Here is a 20,947-nt window from a genome sequence, read left to right on the forward strand (position 1 = left end):
GTAAAGGGGAATCCGTTGGGAAGCGAGACGGAGAGCCAGCACTCCCTGCTCCTGATCAAGCCGGACGCGGTCTCGCGCCGCCTCCAGCCGTTCATCCTCGACACGGTGCGCGACGCCGGGCTGACCGTCCTGTGCCACCACCGGATCCTGCTGGACGAGGACGACATCCGCCGGGCCTTCGCCGACATGCGGCGCAGCGAGAACCCGCTGGAGCACCTCACCCTCGACCTCTGGTACGCGCACCGGCCCATGGAGGTGATCGTCGTCCGAGGCGGCAGCGACACCATGGAGACGGCCGCCGCCGTCAAGCGCAAGGCACGCGCCGCCTACCGCCTCGGCGTGTGGGCCAACGTGGTCCACACCCCGGACCACTGGGAGGAGTTCGCGCTCCAGCTCTCCGTCTTCGGGCAGGACTGCGCGGACTGCCGGGCCCTGCTGGGTGGCACCGACTTCGGGCACTACCAGGACGTTCCGCAGGCCTACCCGCCCGGGATCCTGCTCTCCCCACGCTGGCGCGATCCCGAGGCACTGCGCGCGGTCGTCGAGCCGATGTGGCGCGACCCGGCCTCCTGCGTCTGGCGCCCCACCTACCCCCGTCTGTACGAGGCGCCGCACCGCGCGGACGGGCCGCGCGACCACGTCGTGTGCGTCACCCGCTCGCCCAACCAGCTCTCCTTCGACAACCTGGTCGCCGCCGTGATGGCCGCCCTGCCCGGCATGGACTTCCCGCAGGCCTTCGAAGTGATCTTCACCTCCCTGCACCACGCCGAGTTCCCGCTGGCCGCCGGCACGCTCGCGGAGTGCGAGGGCTATGCGGCGTCGCTCTGGGACACCGGCCTGCGCACCGTCGTCCGCGCTCTGGACGACGACTTCACCTATCCCGCCGAGGACGGGCTCGGGTTCACCCATCCCGCCGAGGACGGGCCCGGGTTCACCCATCCCGCCGAGGACGGGCCCGGGCACCGGATCGCGGCTGCCCGAAAGGTTCCGGCATGAGCACCGCCTCCGCCGTCCCCACGCTCCTGGCCGCCGCCCCCCAGCGGCTCGACGCGCTCCTCGGGCGCGCCTGCGCCCGCTTCGCGGACCGCGTCGCCCTGGACGACGGTGCGGACGTCCTGGACTACCGCGCCCTCGGCGAACAGGGCCACGCCCTCGCCACCGCACTGCCGGCGGCCGGACACCTGCGCGGGGAGCCCGTTCTCGTCGCCGTGGACAACCGGTGCGGCGACCTCGTGTGCGAACTCGGCGCCTGGTCCGCCGGGGCCGTCGTGGTCCCTGTGCACCGCGACTCCCCCGCCCTGGTGCTGCGTTCCACCGCCGAACGCGTCGGCGCCCGCCTGCTGCTAGGCGACCCGCAGCACCGCCCCGCGGCGTGGGAGTGCGCCACCGGCCCGGCCGGCCACCCCTGGATCAGCCGGATCGTCCCCGACACCAGGGCCGGCACCCCCGGCGGCGCCCTGCCGCGGGTGCCGGCCGAACTGGACGCCGACCAGGCGCTGGTGGTCTTCACCTCCGGCTCGACCGGCCGCCCCAAGGGCGTGGTCCTCTCCCACCGCGCCCTGCACACCAAGCTCCGGGCGATCGCCTCGACGCTGCCGTTCGGGGAGGGACAGAGCGCCCTGCACCTGCTGCACCTCAACTTCAGTTTCGGGCAGTGGACCTCCCTGCTCACCCTGGCCACCGGCGGCACCCTGCTGCTCACCCCGCGCTTCCGGGCCCGCGAGGTGCTGGACCGCCTCGCGGAACGGCCCGTCGACCGGACCGCCGTCGTCCCCAGCATGCTGCGGCTGATCCGCCGCGAACTGGACGGGTCCCCGGACGGAGCCGCCCTGCTGCGCCGGCTTGCCGGGGCGGGCTCCCCCGGCACCTGGATCTGCGGCGGCGAACCCCTGCCCGCCGGACTGGGCCGCGGGATCAGGACGCTGCTGCCGCACGCCGGGATCGCCGACGTCTTCGGGCTGAGCGAGAGCGCCACCTCCGACTTCATACTCACGCCCGACCGCTATGACGACGAGGCCGGCACCATCGGGCGCCCCTCCCCCGGCGTGGAGTACCGCATCGTGCCCCTGGACGGCGCCACCGGCACCGGCCCGGACGCCGCGACCGCGACCGGTGGCGACACCGACACCGACACCGGTGCAGGCATGACGGCACCGGCCCGCGGCGTGGCCGGTGAACTCTGGCTCCGCACACCCCATCTGATGACCGGATACCTCGCCGATCCCGCCGCCACCGCCGCCACCATGGCCGGATCCTGGCTGCGCACCGGCGACCTCGCCCGGCACCGGCCGCAGGACGGACTGGTGGAACTCGTCGGCCGCGCCAAGCAACTCATCGTGCGCGGCGGCGCCAAGATCTCCCCTCTGGAGGTGGAGGAGGCCTACGCCGACCACCCCGACTGCGCCGCCAGCGTGGCCGTCGGCGTCCCCGACGCCCTGCTGGGCGAACGCCTCCACCTGCTGTTCGTGCCCCGGGCGGGCCGGATGCCCGCCGAGGACGAGCTGCGAGCCCACGGGCTCGGCCGGCTGGAGGCCCACAAGGTGCCCGAGCGGGTGCACCTCGTCGAGGAACCACCGCTGGGGCGCACCGGCAAGACCGACCGGGCCGCGGCCGCGCGCATCGCCGTAGCACGCGCCTCCGCGGCGCCCCTCGCCCCCGATGCCGCCCCGCGGGGTGCGGCATGACCCTGCTGGGCGTCTCCACCGGTGTGCTGGCCGACCGCACCGATCTGACGGGGCTGCTCGCGTACGAGCCCGAAGTCGTCGAGTTCTACAACTACCCCCGGTCCATGCTCGGCGCGATCGGCCGGTTCTGCGTCCGCCACGGCATCCGGCCCGCGCTGCACACGCCCGTCCCCTACGACGAGCCGCGCCCGCTGCGACGGTTCGCCCCGACCGGTCCGGACCCGGACGAGGCGGCTGCCGCACTGCGGATGACCGCGGCCACGGTCCGCTGCGCGGCCGACCTCGGCGCGCTCCACGTGGTGGTGCACTTCCCGAGCCCGTATCCGCCCTACCCGGCCGCGGGGTTCGACAGCTGGTGCCATGACTTCCTCGACGCCGCCTGCGGGCTGGCCCGCGAGCACGGGGTCCCGGTACTGGTGGAGAACCTCTCCGCCCATCCGCTGCTGCACACCGCGACGCACTACCGCGACGCCCTCGCCGACCGCCCGGAGCTGGGGTTCTGCCTGGACCTCGGCCACGCCCACCTGCTCGGCCCGGAGCAGGGGCCGCTCGCCTACGCCCGGGCCCTGGGCCCCGCGGTGCGCAGCATGCACCTCTACAACACCACCGGCGCGCGGTACCGCGAACACGGCCACGAACCCGCCCACGCCGGGCAGTCAGCCGCCGACGGCTATCTCCCGATCGCCGAGGTACTGCCCGCGCTGCTCGCCCTCACCGGCGCCCCCGCCGTCGTCCTGGAGCACCGGCCCCCGGTACCCGGCGACCCGGGCCCCGAGGCGATCGGCCGGTGGATCCGATCGGTGATCGGCCGCCGCCGGCCGGGCCCCCCGGCGGGGGACGGCCCGCCCGTACACGCACCGGACAGCCCTCCCCCGCGCGCGCCGGACGATCCCGCCCGCCCCGCGTCCGCCGGACCTCTCTGCCCCGCCCACCCCTGAGGAACCCCGATGCCCGACACCCCTTCGCTGGAACTGCTGCGGCGCCTGGCCGCCGCCGACGACGACCTGCGCCCCGCGCTCCTCAAACACGTCTCCGAAGCCACCCAGCACCTGATCGACACCACCGGCCGCGGCATGGACCTCACCGAGGCCGACCTGACCGGTTTCGACCTGCGCCGGGCCGACCTGCGCCGCGCCACCCTCAACCGGGCTCTGCTGCACGGCACCCGCCTGCAGGAGGCGGACCTCTCCGAGGTCACCATGGTCTGCCCCGGGATGGAACGCACCAACCTCGCCGGAGCCAGCCTGCGCTCCGCCTACGTCCACGCCCTCGCCGCGCAGACCTGCGTGTTCGACGGCGCCGACCTGACCGGGCTGCGGGACGCCACCGGCACCCTCTTCCACGGGTGCAGCATGCGCGGCACCCATCTGGACGACGGCCATCTGTCCGGCTCCTCGTTCTACCAATGCGACCTGTCCGACGCCTCGATGCGCAACATGAACCTCCAGGGCGCGCTGATCAGCGAATGCCTGCTGGACTCCGCCGCCCTGGACGGCTCCTGCGTCGACCAGCTCTCGATCACCAAGTCCAGCCTGCGCGACACCTCGCTGCGTTCGGTGGCCGGCCACGGTCTGGCCCTGCAGCGGCTCACCGCCGCCGACGGCCTGGTGCTCGCCGACGCGGGGCTGCCACAGCTCCGGCTCACCGGCATCCAGGCGCACGACTGGAGCGCGGCCGGGCTCAAGGCACCCGACGCCGACTTCACCGACCTCGTCGTGACCGCCGCCGACCTCAGCGGCGCCCAGCTCACCGGCGCCCGCTGGGTGCGCTGCACCCTGCCGCAGGTCCGCCTCGGCGGAGCGTCGCTGAACAACGGCAGCATCGTGGAGAGCAGCCTGCGCGGGGCGGTCCTCACCGCCGCCCGCGGCGAGAACCTCCACATCGTGGAGAGCGACCTGTCCGACGCCGACATGAGCACCTTCCTGGGCCGCTGCCTCACCGTGCGCGACTCCAGCCTCGCCGGGGCCAACCTGCGTCACGCCAACCTCTACCGCGCGATGATCACCGGTGATCCGCCTCGCGGCATGAGCCTGCGCCGCGCCGTCCTGGACGGCGCCACCCTCGTCCAGGCCTACGTCGCCGCCGACCTGCGCGGAGCCGGCCTGGTCGGCGCGAACTGCGCTTACAGCCGTTTCAGCCAGTCCGACCTGTCCGGTGCCCGGCTCGACGGTGCCGGGATGTACCAGTCCACCTGGGTGAAGACCGTCGTCACCGGCGCCTGTCTGACGGGGGTCAAGGCACCGGTGTTCACCGACCGCTGCCCGGGCCTCGCCGAAGCCCTGGAGCGCGACGGCGGACCGGCCGCGCGCGAGTTCGGCGCCTTCGTCGACAGCCTGGGCGCCGCGTTGGCGAAGGGCCGCAAGGGTTCGACGTGACCATCGACCAGACTCCCGACGACGGATCGGCCGGCCGGCGCCGGCTGATCGAGGCCGGAGTGACGGTGGGGCCGGGCGTGCGCGCCTGGCTCGGCGCCAACGTCCTCATCGGCCGTGACGTGACCATCGGCGCCGGCACGGTCCTGGCCGCGGACACCCTCACGCTGCGCGACGGCGTCACCATCGGGGAGAACTGCGACCTGCGCGCCGGAACCCTCTTCCTGGGCGATGCCAGCGAGCTGCAGCACTCGGTCACCGTGCTCGTCGCCGACGCCTTCGAGATCGAGGGCGGCGGGCGCATCGAGTCCGGAACCCACATCACCTGCCGGTCCTTCCAGGCCGACCGGCTGCTCTACCTCGGCCAGGGCACCAGCGTCGGCTACGGCGGCACCACCGCCTCCACCTCGCACGTCGTCCTCGGCTCCCGGGTGGCGATCGGACCGCACAGCATCCTCAACGCCAACCACCCCATCATCCTGGGCGACCAGGTCGGATCCGGCTCGCACCTCACCGTCTGGACCCATGGGTTCCACTTCGGTCACCGGCTCCTGGACGGCTACCCCGCGACCTTCGCACCCGTGCGCATCGAGCGGAACGTCTGGCTCGCCTACCACGCCACGGTGCTCCCCGGGGTGACCATCGGTGCCGACACCATCGTCGCCTCCGGCAGCGTCGTCAGCCGCAGCCTGCCCGCCGGAGTGCTGGCGGGCGGCGTGCCCGCCGCCGTCAAGCGCACCCTGGACCCCCGGCCCCCGCAGGGCGCCGAGGCTCGCCTGCGCGTCGACGCCCTGCTCGACGACTGGATCGCCGAACTCCATTGGAAGGGCCTGACCGCCGAACGCACCCCCGACGGCGGGATCGACGTGGGCAACCGCCACCGCGTGCTGCTGGTCACCGAGGACACCTGCCTCGACACCGTCAACGCCCACGCGGCCGACCGGCAGGGCTTCCACCTGCTCACCGTGGACGACCGCCCCGACCTGCGCCCCTGGACGGGCCGCAGCCGCGCCCTGTTCGAACTGCGCTCCGGCCGGCTCACCGGCGGCCTCGACGAGATCGGCCACGACCTGCGGGACTTCCTGCGCCGCAACGCCCTGCCCTGCGGCGACCAACTGCCCTTCCGCAGCCTGCCCGTCGAAGGATTCGCCCGGCTGGCCGCGCTCACCCCCAAGCCCACGACCACCGGGAACGGCCGATGACCAGCACACCCCGACCCGCGCGGCACACGGCCCTGACCTGGCCCGCCGGCGGCCCCCGCAACCTGGACCTGCGCTACGCCGACCGCCCCGTGGACAAGGACCACCCGCACTACTTCCCCTTCGTCGTCGACCACGCCGCGCCCTGGCTGAGCGACGGCCCCGGCGGAGCGGTGTGCGAAGTGGGCTGCGCGGCCGGAGCCTTCGCCCACTACCTCCTCGGACGGCACCCCGGAATCGACCTGACCTGCGTGGACATCCAGCCCGCACTGGTCGAGCAGGCCCGGCTCCGGGTGCCCGGCGCCCGCTTCCTGACCGGCGACGTGCTGCGGCCCGACACCCTGCCCGCCGGGCCGTTCACCACCGTCTTCATGGTCGCCCTGCACAGCCACTTCGACGACCCCCAGCAGTGGATCGACGCGCTGATGCGCCTGACCGCGCTCGGCGGGCGCGCCTACGTCTTCGGCCTGTTCAATCCCGAGCCGGTGGACGTCGTCGTCCGGCTGCGCCACCCGGACGGTGACCCCGAGTGGCTGCCCGGATGGAACCAGTTCTCCGTGCGGACCGTCGGCCGACTGCTGGAGGGGGCCGGACTGCACCATGCCTTCCACCGCTACCTGCCCACCGCGGCCCGCGCACGACGGCCGGAGGATCCGCTGCGCTCGCACACCGTGCCCGACCCCGAGGCCGACGCCGCCGCGGACCCGGCGCTGGTCTACCTGAACGGCAGCCAGATGCTCCACCGTTTCGCGCTGCTGGAGATCCATCGGCCGAAAACCGCGGCGGCCGGCAGCGGTGACCGACCGTGACCGGCCACCGGCACCACCCGTCCGGCGGCGGCCGCGGGCCCGGCACGCCCCCCGGCCGCACGCGCCGCGGCCGCCTCGCCGCGCACGGGCACAACGTCTTCGCCGAGATGTCGGCCCTGGCCGCAGAGCACGACGCCGTCAATCTCGGCCAGGGCTTCCCCGACACCGCGGGCCCCGACGCCGTCGTCGAATCCGCCGTGCGGGCCCTGCGCGCCGGCCACCACCAGTACCCGCCGGTCCCCGGCCTGCCCGGACTGCGCCGCGCCATCGTCGACCACCAACTGCGCCACTACGGACTGGACATCGATCCCGACCGGGAGGTCGTCGTCACCACCGGCGCCTCCGAAGCCCTGGCCGCGGCGCTGCTCGCGCTGGCCTCGCCCGGTGACGAGGTCGTGGCCCTGGAGCCCTTCTACGACTCCTACGCCGCCTGCGCCTTCCTGGCCGGAGCCACCCTGGTGCCGGTCCGACTGCACGCACCGGACTTCACGTTCGACACCCGGGACCTGGCCGCGGCGATCACCGGGCGCACCCGGATCCTGCTGCTCAACTCGCCCCACAACCCGACCGGCTCGGTCCTTTCCGCCGAGCAGCTGCACGAGGTGGCCGCGCTGGCCCGCGCCCACAATCTGCTGGTGATCTCCGACGAGGTCTACGAGCACCTGGTGTTCGACGGGGTCCACCAGCCCGTGGCGACCCTGCCCGGCATGTTCGAGCGCACCCTCACCGTCTCCTCGGCCGGCAAGTCCTTCTCCTTCACCGGCTGGAAGGTCGGCTGGGCGACCGGCCCCGCCGACCTGGTCACCGCCGTCCGCGAGGTCAAGCAGCACCTCTCCTTCGCCGGCGGCACCCCCTTCCAGCACGCCGTGGCCGATGCCCTGCGCCTCCCCGGGGAGTACTTCGCGGCCGCCACCGACTCCCTGCGGCGGCGTCGGGACCTGATGACCGACGGGCTGCGCGCACTCGGCTTCGACGTCCGGCCGCCGCGGGGCACGTACTTCGTCACCGCCGACATCACGCCCCTCGGCGAGCGGGACGGGCTGGAGTTCTGCCGCGCGCTGCCCCTGCGCTGCGGCGTCGCCGCCATCCCCCACCAGGTCTTCTACGCCGACCCGGACGCCGGGCGCCGCCACGTCCGCTTCGCCTTCTGCAAGCGCGAGAGCGTGCTGCACCAGGCACTGGACAGGCTGAAGGAGGGCTTGAGGTGATCCCGCCGCAAGCCCGGCCGCCCCGGCACCTGGACGGCGCAGGGCACACCAGGCCCGCCATCCCGCACAACGGGCCGCTGGTCACCGAGGACGACATCGCGGCCGTGGCCGAATCCCTCCGCTCCGGATGGCTCGCCTCCGGCCCCCGGACCGCGGCCCTGGAGGAGGCGTTCGCCGAGCGCTTCCACCCCCGCCACGCCAGCGCCGTCTCGTCCGGCACCGCGGGACTGAGGCTGGCGCTGCACGGCGCCGGGCTGGACGGCACCGGCGCCGCGGTCGCCGTCCCCACCTATGGCTGCTCGGCCCTGCTCGACGCCGTGCTGGCTGCCCGCTGCACCCCGGTGGTCGTGGACGTCACCGAGCGGACGCTCACCCTCGATCCCGCACGGCTCGACCCAGCGGGCCGGCTCGACGCCGTCATCGCCCTGCACACCCACGGCCACCCCGCGGACCTGGACGCCCTGCGCCCCATGGCCGCACTGCTGGTGGAGGACTGCTGCCAGAGCCTGGGCGGCCTGGACGAGCGGGGGCGTGCCCTCGGCGGCATCGGGGACGCCGCGGTGTTCTCCTTCTACGCCACCAAGACGCTCGCCGCGGGTGAGGGCGGGATGCTGCTGCAGGCCGACCGCGCAGCCTGGGAGCGCGTCCGCGTCCACCAGGACCCGGCGGCCCGTGAGGTCTACGTCCCACGGTTCAACCACCGCCTCTCCGACCCCGCAGCCGCCCTGGCGCTCAGTCAGTTCCGGCGCCTTGACCGCATCACCGCGCACCGCCGCGCCCTCGCCGCCCGCTACACCGCGGCCCTGCCGCCGCACGTCGCACCCCCGCCCGGCCTGGCTCCCGGCCAGGTGCCCTACCGCTACTGCCTGCGGGCCACCGACCGCGCCCAGCAGCAGCGGTGGATCAGCCACCTGCGCGCCGCGGGCGTCCGCGCCGACCCCCTGATCCCCGCCCGGCACCTGCTGCACCGGCAGCTGGGCCTGGAACCGCGGGACTACCCGGTGGCCGAACGCGTCGTGGACAGCACCGTCTCGGTGCCGCTGTTCGCCGCGCTGACCGAGGAACAGGCCCACCGGGTGGCCGAGGCCCTGACCGGCCTGCCGGACTGACCGAGGAGGAACCACCGTGACGACACCCCCGCGCCTCGCCCCCGAAGGACACCTGGAACCCGACGCCCGAGAGGCCCGACGAGCCTTCCTGGCCCAGCGGCTGGCCACCGTCCGCGCCCGGATCGCAGACGCCGCCCAGGCGGCCGGACGCGACCACACCGGGATCACCCTCATCACCGTCACCAAGACCTGGCCCGCCGAGGACGTCCGCCTGCTGGCCGGGCTGGGTGTGCGCGACGTGGGGGAGAACCAGGACCAGCAGGCGTCCGCGAAGGCTGTGGCCTGCGCCGGCCTCTCACCGGCCCTGTCCTGGCACTTCATCGGCCGGCTCCAGACCAACAAGGCGACTTCGGTGGCCCGTTACGCCGACATGGTGCACTCCGTGGACCGCTCCTCCCTGGTGTCCGCGCTCGGCAAGGCCGCCCGCCGCGCCGACCGGGAGCTGCGCTGCCTGATCCAGGTGAGCCTGGACGGAGCCCCCGGACGCGGCGGGGCCCACCCCGACGAGGTGCCCCGGCTCGGCGCGCTCATCGCCGACCAACCCCTGCTCACCGTGGCCGGGGTGATGGCGGTGGCCCCGCCCCTGGAGCCGGCCGACCGGGCGTTCGCCCGGTTGCACCGGGTCCGGGAGCGGCTGCTCGCCGACCATCCGGATGCCGGGGTGATGTCGGCCGGCATGAGCGGGGACCTGGAGACCGCGATCGCCGCGGGTGCGACGCACGTCAGAGTGGGTTCGGCCGTGCTGGGGCCCCGGACGCCCGAGGCGGCGCCGACACCGCACATCTGACAGCACGTCAAAATCCCTTGTTACACTGCCCTTCACCACGCGTGACCCCATAGGAGCCCCTCCGTGAGTCGTCTGCTGCCCACCGCTCCCTACCGCGGCACCAGGGATTTCCTCCCCGCCGACATGTCCGTCCGACAGCAGGTGTTCAGCCATCTGTACGACACAGTGGAGCGCTACGGCTACGGACGCTACGACGGACCGATCCTGGAGTCCGCGGAGATCTACGAGGCGAAGTCCGGCCAGGAGATCGCGAACCAGCAGCTTTACTCCCTCACCGACCGCGGCGGCCGCCGGATCGCACTGCGCCCGGAGATGACCCCCTCGGTGGCCCGGATGATCGCCGGCAACGCCAGCAGCCTCCAGTTCCCGGTGCGCTGGTACAGCCACGTCAACTGCCACCGCTACGAGCGGCCGCAGCGCGGCCGCACCCGTGAGCACTGGCAGCTCAACGTCGACATCTTCGGGTCCGACAGCCCGAACTGCGAGATCGAGATCTTCGAACTCATCCACGACGTGATGGGCTCGCTCGGCGCGACCCGCGACATGTGGCTGCTGCGGGTGGGCGACCGCGCCGTCCTCAACAGCATCCTGCGCGACGTGGTGAAGGTGCCCGAGAGCGCGCACCAGCAGACGATGGCCCTCATCGACCGCTGGGAGAAGGTACCCACCGAGAAGCTGCGCGAGGAGGCCGCCGAGTTCGGCCTCGACACCCGGATGTTCGACCTCCTGGAATCCACGCTGCGCTCCGGGGCCGAGGTGCTGCCCGACCTCCCGGACGAGGTCCGCGAGACCTCCGCGCTGGCGCAGGTGATGAAGAGCGAGGCCAAGGACCTCTTCGTCTTCGACCCCTTCATCGTGCGCGGCCTGCAGTACTACACCTCCACCGTCTTCGAGGTGTTCGACCGCTCCCCGGAGAACAACCGCTCGCTCTTCGGCGGCGGCCGCTACGGCGACCTGGCCGGCCTCTTCACCACCCAGCGCATCCCCGGCATCGGCTTCGGGATGGGCGACGTCACCCTGCACGACTTCCTCGGCACCCACGGCCTGCTCCCCGAGGCCCGAAGCGAGGTGGACGTCAGCGTGATCCCCGTCGACGACGACCTGATCCCTGCCTCCCGCGAGGTCGCCCGGCAGCTCCGGCAGGCCGGAATCCGCACCTCGACCACGCTGGAGCCGCGCAAGCTGGGCAAGGAACTCTCGCGCGCCGACCGCAGCGGCTCCCGCTTCGCGGTCATCGTCGGGCGCGACGAGTGGCAGCGCAAGGCCGTGGTCCTGAAGGACCTCAAGGGCAGCGCGCAGCACGAGATCGAGGTGGCCGACGTGGTCGCCCACCTCACAGAGCGCTTGGCGGCTCCGGGGGCGTGAGCCCCCCGGGGGCCCGGCTCCCAGGGGCCGGGCCCCCCGCCCGCGGTGCCCGCCACGAACGGGTTCGGGCACGGCCGCCCCGGCCGACGTCGCCGAGCTGATGGACGCCGACGGCAAGGCTGCCGTGCGCACCCGCGAGATTCGGCGGCGACCGCCGCCCGGCCCAGCTCGCCACCACGTACATCCGGGTCGACGCGGCTGAGGCCGCCGCGGTTCGAGCAGGCGGACACGGCGTCCGCGGGATCACCAGCCGCATCAACGAGGCCTGCTTCTGCCAGGGCGAGGCCGCCACCGAGGACATCACACTGCGTCCGGCCACGGCGGACGAGAGTGGTCGAGGTGCCCCAGCACGTGCCGAAGACGGGCCCGACGCTCCCTTCCCTCCGAACTCCTGGAGAGTGATCCCCACATGAACGACGACAAGCACCCGACCAGCGAAGAGCTGGTGGAAAAGCTCTGCGACGCGCTCGATGCCGACACCGGATGGATACCCGCCCTCGCGGGCTCCGAGGGGCCTGCCGGCGTGACCACTGGAACGGCATTGAAAGTGATCGCGGCGCAGCTGCGGGAGTTCGCACAGACACCGACCACCCCTGAACACGTCGCCCGCCGGCTCGCGCGCGCAGCCGAAGCAGCCGACACCGCCCTCGTCACGGAAGGCACCGCGCAGAACGGGGCCCTGCGCGCGGCATACGCGAACATCCTCCAGGCCTGGCAAGCAGCGAGCCGCTGAAGCCGGCCATCAGGCGTTTCTGCAGCTTGACATCGGTGATGCGGCCTTCGTTGACGCCGGAGTTGTAAGGGGTTGTGATTCCCTGGGCGACGGCGTGCCGGGCTTCGCGCAGAGCTCCGGCGAGGCCGGCGAGAGGGGCCAGTCCGCTGTGTGCGAGATCGTCCAGCCAGTCCGGCAAGGATGTCACGTCGCAGACTCGGTCACCGTCCCAAGACGCACGGCTGAGCAGGTGCTGCATACCGGCTGGGCTGGCGTCGCCGGCATGCTCGGCGATCGTCCGGCAGTACGGGCCCTCTTCCTGCTCACCGATGGCACGAGCCAGGCCGGCCACGCTGCAACTCCCTCGTATGGCGGGGGTTTTAGCGACCCGAGCAACGGCAGCCGGAAGGGGGGCGGCGGGCACAGGCCCGCCGCCCCCCTTCCCAATCGGGGCCTGCGGAGTGTTGCGGAACAGGCGCCTGTTGCCGACTACCAGGTGGTGGGCAGGTAGTTGTAGCAGTAGGCGGACTTGGTCCCCTGGTGCCAGACGTCGTTGGGCATGTTGGAGCCGGTGTAGTACGGGTCGCCGTGCGACATGATCGCGTTGCCGGTGCTCCGGCCGACGACGCCGTCCTGCGTCAGCCCCATCTCACCCTGGAACTCCTTGATGGCCGCCTTGGTGGCGGGCCCGAAGCTGGAGTCCTCGGCGATCCCCGGCGCGTCGGAACCGGACGTGGTGATCCAGTAGTTGATGTTGTGCTGGACGCACCACACCGCGGCGCCGGTGTTCGGGTAGCCGGAGCCGATGTAGGAGGCACCCGTGCTGGCGCTGGCCGAGGTGGCGACGCCGATCAGTGCGGCGCCGGTCATGGCGGCGGCCATACCACCCTTGACGATCTCGGACTTGAAACCCATGAAACTTCCCCCGTCTGCGAGTTGAGACGCCCGAGAACCCCTCGGGCGGTCACGAGACTCGCACGGAATGATCACCGGATCAACGCGCGTAGTTTCGGGCGTGTCGAAGCCGGGCCCTGATGTGCCGAAGGGCCGTTTCCAGGGACAACCGCTCAGCCCGCCAACTGCGCCGGCAGCACGCCGTTGATGACGACCGCGGCCACCGCGCCACCGCCGACGCCGCCACCGTGGCGGCCCGGCGATCGACGGCCGGGCCCACGACAGCACACCCCGGCACCCTGAGACACCACGGTCTGCCCGCCCGCGCAGCTCGGAACACCGCCATGACGGACGCCCTGGCAGACCTACCGCCCATGGTCATCGCCGACCTGCCCGGCATCCACCCCAAGACCGGGCCGGGCTATAGGGCTGCTCACCCCGCGGGCGAATACGAGCACCCACGAAAAGTCGCCCAGTCGCATCGACGAAAGCCTCGGTAGTCCCCGGGCTTTTCGTAGCGCGGCGCCACACGGCCGGTCAGCCGCGGTGCCGGCGGCTGCTGCTCGTCAGATCACGTCTTCGACTGCCAGCTCACGGGGTTCCCACGTCCTCGGTGGTCATTGCCAGCAGGACCAGGCAGTCGTGCTCGGCCGTGCCGGGCGGGGCCTGGTAGATCAGCATGCGCTGGCCCTCGCCAGCAGGGCTGAGCACCTCGTTGGCGAGGGTGACCGAGCCGATCACCGGGTGCCGGAACGCGGTCTGGCCGGCGCGCTTGACCCATACCTCGTGCCGGCGCCACAGAGCGGCGAACTCGCCGCTGGCCGCTGCCAGTTCGGCGACCAGCGCGGCGGTCCGCTCCGGGGCGGTCAGTTCGGCGGTGTGCAGGTGCGCGACGCTGTTGCGTGCCACCCGGTCCCAGTCGGCGAAAAGGGTACGCGCGGCCGCATGCAGGAAGGTGTACCGGATCGTGTTGCGCTGTGCGGGCGGCCAGTCGCTGAGCCCGGGCATCAGCGCAAGGCCCTCCGGGTTCGCGGCCAGTACGTCGTTGACGTCGTCGAGTACGTACGCCGGGCTGGGCCGGACCGACTCCAACAGCAGCCGCAGGCCAGGGCCGACCGGCCGCGGGTCGGCGGGCCCGCGGCGCGGTGTCCGCCCGGCGACCTGGTCGGCGAGGCCGAGGAGGTGGGCGTGCTCGTCGGCGGTGAGCCGCAGGGCCCGGGCCAACGCGCCCAGTACCGCGTCGCTGGGCGCGGTCTCCCGCCCCTGCTCGATCCGGACGTAGTAGTCCACGCTCACCCCGGCCAGCGCCGCCAACTCCTCGCGGCGCAGCCCGGGTGTGCGCCGGGCGCCCGGCCCGGTGGGCAGCCCGACGTCGGCCGGGCCGATCCGCCCGCGCCGGATCCGAAGGAACTCGGCCATCGCGTTCACGGCGTCGAGTCTGCCACCGGCCGATGCGCTTCTGGGTGGCCGTGTCACACCCAGGAATCACACGGCCTTCCCGGAACCGGCCCGGCGGCGCAGCCTCGCATCATGACTGACGCGATCATCATCGGTGGCGGCTCCGGCATGGGCCTTGCCCTGGCCCGGACCCTGCTCGCCGAGAACATGAATGTGACGATCGTCGGCCGATCCGCGGACCGGCTCGCGACGGCCCGCTCGGAACTGGAACGTCCCGGCCACGGGAAGATCAGCACGATCGCGGCCGACATGGGGCGCGAGGAGGACGTCGCCGAACTGTTCGCCCAGGTGGAACGCGTGGAGCACGTGGCGGTCACCGCTGCGGACGCGACCGGCGTGTACGGCCGGACCACCGACGTCGCCACCGCGACCGCACGGGCCATCGTGGAAACCAAGCTGCTCGGTGCCTGGCTGGTCGGCAAGCACGCGGCCGGACGAGTCACCGGCTCGATCACCTATACCTCGGGCATCAACGCGTACCGGCCGAACGGGTCGAACACCATCATGGCCGCGGCCAACGGCGCACTCGCGTCACTGGCCTACGGGCTGGCGATCGAACTGGCCCCCGTGCGAGTGAACGTCATCTCCCCCGGCTGGGTGGACACCCCCATCTGGGACCAACTCGGCATGGACAAACAGGCAGCCTTCGCCGAGCTGGCCGCGCGACTCCCGGCCCGCCGCGTCGGCACCCCCGACGACATCGCCCAGGCATTCTTGTCGGTGATACACAACGGATTCATCACCGGAACCGTCCTGCACGTCGATGGAGGACACCGCATCACCTGATCCGGTACCCAGACGCCCGGCACCAGCGGCGCTCACCCGCTCCTCGGGGAAAACGATCTCCAGCAACGTGGGAATCCCGCCCCCGCCAAAGACCAACACCCGCTGGTGAAGGCGTTTCTCCCCTCGCGCTGCGCGGGGAGCACGGACCCTTTGGGCGGAGGGCAGGCTGGCTCATGGCAGATGTTGTCCGCGGACGACAAACCCGGGGCAGACGTTGAAATGGCCGGTGGCCCTGCCGATCGCGATGGTGAGCGTGGCCCCGCGACATCGTGGACGCCATTCGCTACCTGGTCGATTCCGGCTGCAAGTACCCGGCCCTGCCCCGCGGCTTCCCGCCATGGCGCACGGTCTACGGTTTCCTGGCCAAGAGGTGGCGCAGATAGGCGTGCTGGGCGTCATCCGCGACCAGCTGCGCCGGAAGATCCGGCAGGGCATGGGACGCTCACCGCACGCGGTGGCGATCATCATCGATTCGAAGGGGCTGCCGCTGCTGGTCATGGTCGCCCCGGCCGGCGTCCAGGACCGGGATGCCGGCCGTGAGGTCCTCTTCCGGCTCCGTCTGACGCACCCGGAGATCACGGGTGGTCTGGGCGGACTCCGCCTGTGCCGGCCAACTCGTCGACCGGGCATGGGACTTCCTGCACCTCACCGTCCGCACCGTGTCCCGGCCGAAGGACGTGACCGGGTTCGTCGTCCTGTCCCGCCGTTGGGTGGCGGAACGGTCGCTGGAGTGGATCATGCACGCCCGCCGCTTGGTCCGGGACTACGAGCGGCTGCCGCAGCACAGCGAGGCTTTGACCACGTGGGCGGCGATCAGTCTGATGACCCGCCGTCCGACCCAGCCAGCCTGTTCGGCTCTCCAAGCCTCCAGTGCCGCAGTCGCTCCCGGAGCCGCGCCACCCTGGCGTCAGCCTGCGACGACGTCGGCCCTGTCTCCCGTTCCGGCTCCGGCCGGCTGAGTCTGCCCCGATGCGTCCACACCGCCCGCGCGACCTTGCCCCGCGAACAACTCCTTCGATCACGCGGGCCTCGGTCACGCCGATGACCAAGCGGCTTCCAGTCAGTCGGGGGCCGCCGGGTTCGTAAGCGCATCGAGCTGGGCGGCGAGGTCGGGGTGGGCGGGGGCCAGGTGGGGGCGGGTGGCGTTGAGGGGGTGGATGAGGACGGCGGGGTCGTCGTGGGCGAGGGCCGCGTGGAGCCGGCTGATCGGGTTGCGGGCCGCGGCGGGCAGGTCGGTGAGGGCGGTGATCTGGCCGGCGATGCGGCGCAGGTCGGCGGCGTTGCGGCGGGCCCAGGTGGCGGTGGTGCGTTCGGCGGCGCGGCGTTCGCGGGTGGCCTGGACGCGTTGTTCGCCGGTGGTTCCTGCGGGGCCGGGACGGCCGCGCAGGTAGCGGCGCTCGGCGGCCTGGCGGCTGGCGACGCCGAGGGGGCGGGCGAGGTCGGCCCAGCTGGCACCCGCCTGGCGGGCGGTTTCGATCAGGCCGGTTTCCCATCCGGCGAGCTGCTCGCGTACCTGCCGCAGCAGCAGAAGAGAGGCCAGGGCCTGTTCCGGGCCGACGTCATGGGGCTGGGCCGTGCCGGGGACCTCGTGCCGGGCGGCATGCAGGGCGTCGTCTATGGCCTGAAGGGCTGCCGCGGCGGCGAGGAACGACGCCGGGCCTTGCGTGTCGGCGCTGGACGATGCCGGCTGGTCGGCCGGGGTCATGGGCACCTCCCTCAGATAGTCATCCTTTGGACGACATCAAGTTTGTCATCCATTGGATGACATGTTACAACGGTTTCAGTGAGGCGCATTGGCAGCAACTGCCTGACCTTCCTGGAGGTGTTTTCCGATGTTGATGCGCACTGACCCCTTCCGTGAGCTGGATCGGCTGGCGCAGCAGCTGATCGGCCCGGGCACCTGGTCGCGGCCGTCCCCGATGCCGATGGACGCCTACCGCGAGGGCGACCAGTACGTGGTGGCCTTCGACATCCCCGGCGTCAGCGCGGACGCGATCGACATCGACGTCGAACGGAACATGTTGACCGTCAAGGCCGAACGCCGGCCCGTGACGAAGGCCGACGACGTGCAGATGGAGCTGTCGGAACGGCCGCTGGGCGTCTTCTCCCGCCAGATCGTGCTTGCCGACACGCTGGACACCGAGCACATCCAGGCCGACTACGACGCGGGCGTGCTCACCCTGCGCATCCCGATCACTGAGCGCGCCAAGCCCCGCAAGATCGCCATCGGCGTCGGATCCGGCCGCAAGGAGATCTCCGGCTGAGCCGGACCGACGAGGGCTGAACAGCGGCGGAGGACGGGTATCTGATCTCCCCCCTCTCCCGTCCTCCGCACCCCGCGGACCTGAGGAAGGGGGACGGCCGACATGACTGTGCGACGCGAAGCGTTCCTTGACCATGTCAAGGAACGCGGCGAGTACGACACCCCGCAGGAAGCCGAACGCGCGGCCCGCGTGGTGCTCGCCCTGCTGGGCGCACACCTGGTCGGCAAGGTACGCGCCCAGCTTGCGGCGCGCCTGCCGGAAGACTTCGCCCTGATCCTCCTCAACCCGCTGCAGAGCGCCGAGCCGCTGCCCCCGGAGCGGTTCGTGCGCGCGACCGCGGCCTGGATCGAAGGGGCCACCGAACACACCGCCGCCTGGGACGTCAGCGCCGTCCTGTCCACGGTCGCCGACGCCGTCGACGACGACCTCCTCAAAGAGATCCTGCTCCAGCTCCCCGCGGGCTACGACCTCCTCTTCGGCCACCCCCAGCCCACCTGACCACCCACCCCCCGGTGACCGCACACCGGCCACCACGACCCCGGCGACAGAAAGGCAACCACCACCGTGACGTCCGACCGGCGCGCGCCGCTCCAGCAGCCCTACGGGACGGCATACGAGCAGCTGCTGGAAACTGTCCGCTACGACGGCGCCTACCCCACCCGCGAGAAGGCAGACGAAGCCGTCCGCCTCGTCCTCGCCGGACTGGGACGCCAGCTGACCGGCGACGAACGCGTCGAACTGGCCGCCCGCCTCCCCCTCGAAGCCGCACGCATCCTCACCGCCCAGATCCCCGACACCCAGCCGCTGGGTGGCTGGGCCTTCGTCAAGGACCTCGCCGCCCGCACCGGTGCCTCCCTGGCCACCACCCGCTGGGACACCGGATCCGTCTTGTCCGCCGTCGCGACCTACGCCGGCCCCGACCTCATCACCCGCATCCTGCGCCAGCTCCCCTCCGGCTACGCGCTGCTGTTCGGCCGCGCCGAACTCACCCAAGCCGCATAGGCGCGCCGCGCCTTTTCGGGCGCCACAGCATGCCGGTGACCATGACGCGTGCACGGGCTGCAATGACCGCACAGCGCGTCACGGTCACCGGCATCATGCCGACGCGACCTCTCATACGCACTCCGAGGATCACAAACAGCCACTGAGCTTGTCCTACCGTCACCTCCTTCGATGTCGACTGGCTGCTGATCTGCGTCAAGCTCCGCGAATCCGGTATGCCGCTCGCCGGCCTCAAGCACTTCGCCGAACTGGTACGGCACGGACCGGGCAACGGTAGGCGTCTACGCCGAGCACCTCGCCCGGCGAAGCCGGCGGGCCCTGGGACGCGCGACGCTGCCTTCAACGAACATCCGGCATCCCGGGTACGCCGCTGTGCAGTGGCGTTGTACGGGGCGGGCCGGCGGTCTCGTCCCGGTGAGGAATCCGCCCCGGCCGCAAACCCGTCGGCCATATACGACCGGCAGGCGCACAGGGATTGGGGAGGCTCAGCCCCTGTGCGCCGGACGGGGACGCCGCACGGCGATAGCCGGTCTCGATCAGCGTGCAGTCCGTACCGGAAGACCGGACGTTCCCGCGATAGTGGAGGCACCGGTGCCCGTGCCGCCGCAGCCCTTCGGGACCGCCGGGAACGCTGTGACCGCCTCCGGGGCACCCTTGCCGCCCTCGACACGGGTGACCAGCTTGGGTGCCGCCGTGTTCGCACCCGTTATCCGCGCCACGATGCCGGCGTCAGCGGGCAGCGAGGGGCGGTTCTTGTCCAGCGGCATCAGCACCGGCCGTTCCTTGCCGTCGTCGTAGACCGACGTGAAGGAGACCCGGGGCCCGCTGGGGCGGTTGCTCATGTGCGCCAGGGTGCCCGCCCCGATGGACTGCACGCGGGTCGCGGTGCACTCGTCCGCCGGGGGCTCACCGCCCGTGGCGGTTTGCGGGTCGAAGGAGGTGATGGTGCCGTCCGCGCTCAGGACGACGTAGATCGCCTTGCCGCCCGGGTCGACGATCTCCTCCCCGGCGTAGGCGTGGGACAGCCCGCCGTGGCCGTCGTCGACCGCGTGCGTCTGAAGGGTCAGGAACGCACCGCCCGCAGGACGCTTCAGTTTCGCCCGCCACTGGTTCTTGCCGGTCTGCTCGACGATCGCGGTGTAGCCGCGGGCGATGGTGAACGTGCCGGGCCCGCGGAACTGGTTCTTGCCCGCCACGGCGATCCAGTCCCCGAAGTGCCCCTGCGGAGTGAGGAACGTGTACTCGCCGTTGTACTGGCGCGCCACCGTCTCACCGTTCGCGTCGATGACACTGGTGCCGTAGTAGGTGACGATCCGGCCCCAGTAGTGGGAGGCCGAGACACGGTAGATCTCCACGAATCCGCCGCCGGAGGCGAGTTGCTCGGTACGGACCATGGTGCCGCCCGGGTTCTGCCCGGCCACGACACCCTGCTGCGCCGCGGCGAACGCGGCGGGCGCGGCCATGGCGGCAGGCACGGCGCCCACGACCGGGACGAGGGCGGCGACCGTGGCGGCGCACAGCAGGCCGAGGCGCCGGGCTGTCGCACGGGTCAAGGACATGATTCCCCCTGGGAATGTGTGATGGTCGGTGGTTCATCCCCTCGCGCACTGTGCCTTCCGGCGCCGGAGCGGGCCATCCGGTCACGATGTCCCTCGGTCGCCGCAACACTGGTCAGGCGCGCGACGTGATCATCCTCACCTGCCATCTTGTGCCGGTCTGTGCCGGAATGGTCACTGCCGCGTAACAGGCGGGAAGGCACTCGACCGCCAGCCGCGGCTTCAGTGGTCTCGGGAAGCGCCTGGCATCGCGCGGCGTCGTGCTGCGCCGGGTTGAGTCCGCGCGCGTTCGGATGTGCCGTGACGTCCGATCCAGTGACGCGAACCGTACCTGGATGCCTGCGTGTGCCTGACATGATCGCCGACATGCTCGAAGAGAAGTTGGACGCGCTCTCACAGATGACGGCCGAGCACATGGCCATGTCGTTCCCGCCCGGCTTCCGCGGCCTGGACATCGAGGATGAGGACATGGTGATGCTCGACGCGGACGCCTACGGCTACGCGACGAGCGTTCTCAAAGGACCTCTGACCGAACAGCACCGCTCAGCCCTCACGCGGCTGGTGGCGGTGTTCGACAAGGTCCTCCCGATGATCGACGACGAGTACGCGAGCAGGTACTACACGCACGTGCACAGGACGGCCGTGTTGGCCGCCGAGGTCGAGAACCTGCGCGAGAAGTAGTTCTGACGGGAAACGGTCGGCGGGGCGGCTGCTCCGGAGTTCATACAACCTTCTGGTGGTG

20 protein-coding genes and 2 pseudogenes are annotated in these 20,947 nt (G+C 72.1%); 18 read left to right on the forward strand and 4 right to left on the reverse strand.

Features of this window, described 5'->3' with window-relative positions; all coding sequences use genetic code 11:
• The first annotated feature begins 15 nt into the window (after positions 1-15).
• From ACWC0C_RS42605 to ACWC0C_RS42655, 11 genes are all read left to right on the forward strand, one after another.
• Positions 16-996, forward strand: coding sequence for a hypothetical protein (locus ACWC0C_RS42605; protein WP_450870113.1), 981 nt, complete (start codon positions 16-18; stop codon positions 994-996).
• On the forward strand, positions 993-2,684 hold the full coding sequence (locus ACWC0C_RS42610; protein ID WP_450870114.1) for a class I adenylate-forming enzyme family protein: 1,692 nt from the start codon (positions 993-995) through the stop codon (positions 2,682-2,684). Before ACWC0C_RS42605 ends, ACWC0C_RS42610 begins: the two co-directional genes overlap by 4 nt.
• Entirely contained in the window at positions 2,681-3,622 is a 942-nt protein-coding gene (locus tag ACWC0C_RS42615) for a sugar phosphate isomerase/epimerase family protein (RefSeq protein ID WP_450870116.1), read from the forward strand. The genes ACWC0C_RS42610 and ACWC0C_RS42615 overlap by 4 nt, the downstream gene beginning before the upstream one ends.
• Before the next feature lie 9 nt (positions 3,623-3,631).
• Positions 3,632-5,059 (forward strand): pentapeptide repeat-containing protein, encoded by a 1,428-nt coding sequence (locus ACWC0C_RS42620; protein WP_450870117.1) that lies wholly within the window; start codon positions 3,632-3,634, stop codon positions 5,057-5,059.
• Positions 5,056-6,258: a DapH/DapD/GlmU-related protein gene (locus tag ACWC0C_RS42625; protein WP_449201263.1), complete on the forward strand. Its 1,203-nt coding sequence runs from the start codon at positions 5,056-5,058 to the stop codon at positions 6,256-6,258. Before ACWC0C_RS42620 ends, ACWC0C_RS42625 begins: the two co-directional genes overlap by 4 nt.
• Positions 6,255-7,064 carry a class I SAM-dependent methyltransferase gene (locus ACWC0C_RS42630; RefSeq protein WP_450870118.1) on the forward strand — a complete coding sequence of 270 codons (810 nt, stop codon included), beginning with the start codon at positions 6,255-6,257 and terminating at the stop codon, positions 7,062-7,064. Before ACWC0C_RS42625 ends, ACWC0C_RS42630 begins: the two co-directional genes overlap by 4 nt.
• On the forward strand, positions 7,061-8,272 hold the full coding sequence (locus tag ACWC0C_RS42635; protein ID WP_450870119.1) for a pyridoxal phosphate-dependent aminotransferase: 1,212 nt from the start codon (positions 7,061-7,063) through the stop codon (positions 8,270-8,272). Before ACWC0C_RS42630 ends, ACWC0C_RS42635 begins: the two co-directional genes overlap by 4 nt.
• A complete protein-coding gene (locus ACWC0C_RS42640; protein ID WP_450870121.1) occupies positions 8,269-9,381 on the forward strand; it encodes a DegT/DnrJ/EryC1/StrS family aminotransferase in 1,113 nt (370 codons plus the stop codon). Before ACWC0C_RS42635 ends, ACWC0C_RS42640 begins: the two co-directional genes overlap by 4 nt.
• Before the next feature lie 16 nt (positions 9,382-9,397).
• The gene (locus tag ACWC0C_RS42645) at positions 9,398-10,168 is read left to right on the forward strand and encodes a YggS family pyridoxal phosphate-dependent enzyme (RefSeq protein WP_450870122.1); all 771 of its coding nucleotides are present in this window, start codon (positions 9,398-9,400) and stop codon (positions 10,166-10,168) included.
• A 63-nt stretch (positions 10,169-10,231) separates the two neighbouring features.
• Positions 10,232-11,533, forward strand: a complete 1,302-nt coding sequence (hisS, locus tag ACWC0C_RS42650) for a histidine--tRNA ligase (protein WP_449201268.1) — start codon at positions 10,232-10,234, stop codon at positions 11,531-11,533.
• A 409-nt stretch (positions 11,534-11,942) separates the two neighbouring features.
• On the forward strand, positions 11,943-12,266 hold the full coding sequence (locus ACWC0C_RS42655) for a hypothetical protein (RefSeq protein ID WP_450870124.1): 324 nt from the start codon (positions 11,943-11,945) through the stop codon (positions 12,264-12,266).
• Positions 12,267-12,734: 468 nt separating this feature from the next.
• On the opposite strand, the gene ACWC0C_RS42660 is transcribed toward ACWC0C_RS42655, so the two are convergent.
• Together ACWC0C_RS42660 and ACWC0C_RS42665 are read right to left on the reverse strand one after the other, a co-directional pair.
• Positions 12,735-13,160, reverse strand: coding sequence for a peptidoglycan-binding domain-containing protein (locus tag ACWC0C_RS42660; RefSeq protein ID WP_450870126.1), 426 nt, complete (start codon positions 13,158-13,160; stop codon positions 12,735-12,737).
• Positions 13,161-13,730: 570 nt separating this feature from the next.
• Entirely contained in the window at positions 13,731-14,558 is an 828-nt protein-coding gene (locus ACWC0C_RS42665) for a helix-turn-helix domain-containing protein (RefSeq protein WP_450870145.1), read from the reverse strand.
• 111 nt (positions 14,559-14,669) lie between these two features.
• Here ACWC0C_RS42665 and ACWC0C_RS42670 point away from each other — a divergent pair, with 111 nt between their 5' ends.
• Both ACWC0C_RS42670 and ACWC0C_RS42675 read left to right on the forward strand, forming a co-directional pair.
• Entirely contained in the window at positions 14,670-15,383 is a 714-nt protein-coding gene (locus ACWC0C_RS42670) for an SDR family oxidoreductase (RefSeq protein WP_450870128.1), read from the forward strand.
• Positions 15,384-15,643: 260 nt separating this feature from the next.
• Positions 15,644-16,342, forward strand: a pseudogene (locus ACWC0C_RS42675) (transposase); the annotation flags it as partial.
• Positions 16,343-16,443: 101 nt separating this feature from the next.
• Here the strand turns inward: ACWC0C_RS42675 and ACWC0C_RS42680 are convergent.
• On the reverse strand, positions 16,444-17,088 hold the full coding sequence (locus tag ACWC0C_RS42680; protein ID WP_450870129.1) for a type III effector protein: 645 nt from the start codon (positions 17,086-17,088) through the stop codon (positions 16,444-16,446).
• 127 nt (positions 17,089-17,215) lie between these two features.
• On the opposite strand from ACWC0C_RS42680, the gene ACWC0C_RS42685 reads away from it, so the two are divergent.
• The 4 genes and pseudogenes from ACWC0C_RS42685 to ACWC0C_RS42700 form a co-directional block, all read left to right on the forward strand.
• On the forward strand, positions 17,216-17,647 hold the full coding sequence (locus tag ACWC0C_RS42685; RefSeq protein ID WP_389170305.1) for an Hsp20/alpha crystallin family protein: 432 nt from the start codon (positions 17,216-17,218) through the stop codon (positions 17,645-17,647).
• Positions 17,648-17,749: 102 nt separating this feature from the next.
• Complete coding sequence (locus ACWC0C_RS42690) at positions 17,750-18,145, forward strand: DUF2267 domain-containing protein (RefSeq protein WP_450870130.1); 396 nt, start codon at positions 17,750-17,752, stop codon at positions 18,143-18,145.
• Positions 18,146-18,211: 66 nt separating this feature from the next.
• The gene (locus ACWC0C_RS42695) at positions 18,212-18,649 is read left to right on the forward strand and encodes a DUF2267 domain-containing protein (RefSeq protein WP_449201276.1); all 438 of its coding nucleotides are present in this window, start codon (positions 18,212-18,214) and stop codon (positions 18,647-18,649) included.
• A gap of 161 nt (positions 18,650-18,810) precedes the next feature.
• Positions 18,811-18,921: pseudogene (locus ACWC0C_RS42700) on the forward strand (MerR family transcriptional regulator); the annotation flags it as partial.
• Between the two features lie 264 nt (positions 18,922-19,185).
• On the opposite strand, the gene ACWC0C_RS42705 reads toward ACWC0C_RS42700, so the two are convergent.
• Positions 19,186-20,208, reverse strand: coding sequence for a hypothetical protein (locus ACWC0C_RS42705; RefSeq protein WP_450870132.1), 1,023 nt, complete (start codon positions 20,206-20,208; stop codon positions 19,186-19,188).
• 363 nt (positions 20,209-20,571) lie between these two features.
• Between ACWC0C_RS42705 and ACWC0C_RS42710 the strand changes: the two genes are divergently transcribed.
• Entirely contained in the window at positions 20,572-20,886 is a 315-nt protein-coding gene (locus ACWC0C_RS42710) for a hypothetical protein (protein WP_450870133.1), read from the forward strand.
• Positions 20,887-20,947 lie beyond the last annotated feature (61 nt).

The organism is Streptomyces sp. NPDC001709 (assembly GCF_053596375.1).

What these genes read in the sequence shown, in the direction of transcription:
- ACWC0C_RS42610 (WP_450870114.1), top strand. Translation starts at nt 993, where the DNA reads ATGAGCACCGCCTCCGCCGTCCCCACGCTCCTGGCCGCCGCCCCCCAG.
- ACWC0C_RS42615 (WP_450870116.1), top strand. Translation starts at nt 2,681, where the DNA reads ATGACCCTGCTGGGCGTCTCCACCGGTGTGCTGGCCGACCGCACCGAT.
- ACWC0C_RS42620 (WP_450870117.1), top strand. Translation starts at nt 3,632, where the DNA reads ATGCCCGACACCCCTTCGCTGGAACTGCTGCGGCGCCTGGCCGCCGCC.
- ACWC0C_RS42630 (WP_450870118.1), top strand. Translation starts at nt 6,255, where the DNA reads ATGACCAGCACACCCCGACCCGCGCGGCACACGGCCCTGACCTGGCCC.
- ACWC0C_RS42655 (WP_450870124.1), top strand. Translation starts at nt 11,943, where the DNA reads ATGAACGACGACAAGCACCCGACCAGCGAAGAGCTGGTGGAAAAGCTC.
- ACWC0C_RS42660 (WP_450870126.1), bottom strand. Translation starts at nt 13,160, where the DNA reads ATGGGTTTCAAGTCCGAGATCGTCAAGGGTGGTATGGCCGCCGCCATG.
- ACWC0C_RS42665 (WP_450870145.1), bottom strand. Translation starts at nt 14,558, where the DNA reads ATGGCCGAGTTCCTTCGGATCCGGCGCGGGCGGATCGGCCCGGCCGAC.
- ACWC0C_RS42670 (WP_450870128.1), top strand. Translation starts at nt 14,670, where the DNA reads ATGACTGACGCGATCATCATCGGTGGCGGCTCCGGCATGGGCCTTGCC.
- ACWC0C_RS42680 (WP_450870129.1), bottom strand. Translation starts at nt 17,088, where the DNA reads ATGACCCCGGCCGACCAGCCGGCATCGTCCAGCGCCGACACGCAAGGC.
- ACWC0C_RS42685 (WP_389170305.1), top strand. Translation starts at nt 17,216, where the DNA reads ATGTTGATGCGCACTGACCCCTTCCGTGAGCTGGATCGGCTGGCGCAG.
- ACWC0C_RS42690 (WP_450870130.1), top strand. Translation starts at nt 17,750, where the DNA reads ATGACTGTGCGACGCGAAGCGTTCCTTGACCATGTCAAGGAACGCGGC.
- ACWC0C_RS42705 (WP_450870132.1), bottom strand. Translation starts at nt 20,208, where the DNA reads ATGTCCTTGACCCGTGCGACAGCCCGGCGCCTCGGCCTGCTGTGCGCC.
- ACWC0C_RS42710 (WP_450870133.1), top strand. Translation starts at nt 20,572, where the DNA reads ATGCTCGAAGAGAAGTTGGACGCGCTCTCACAGATGACGGCCGAGCAC.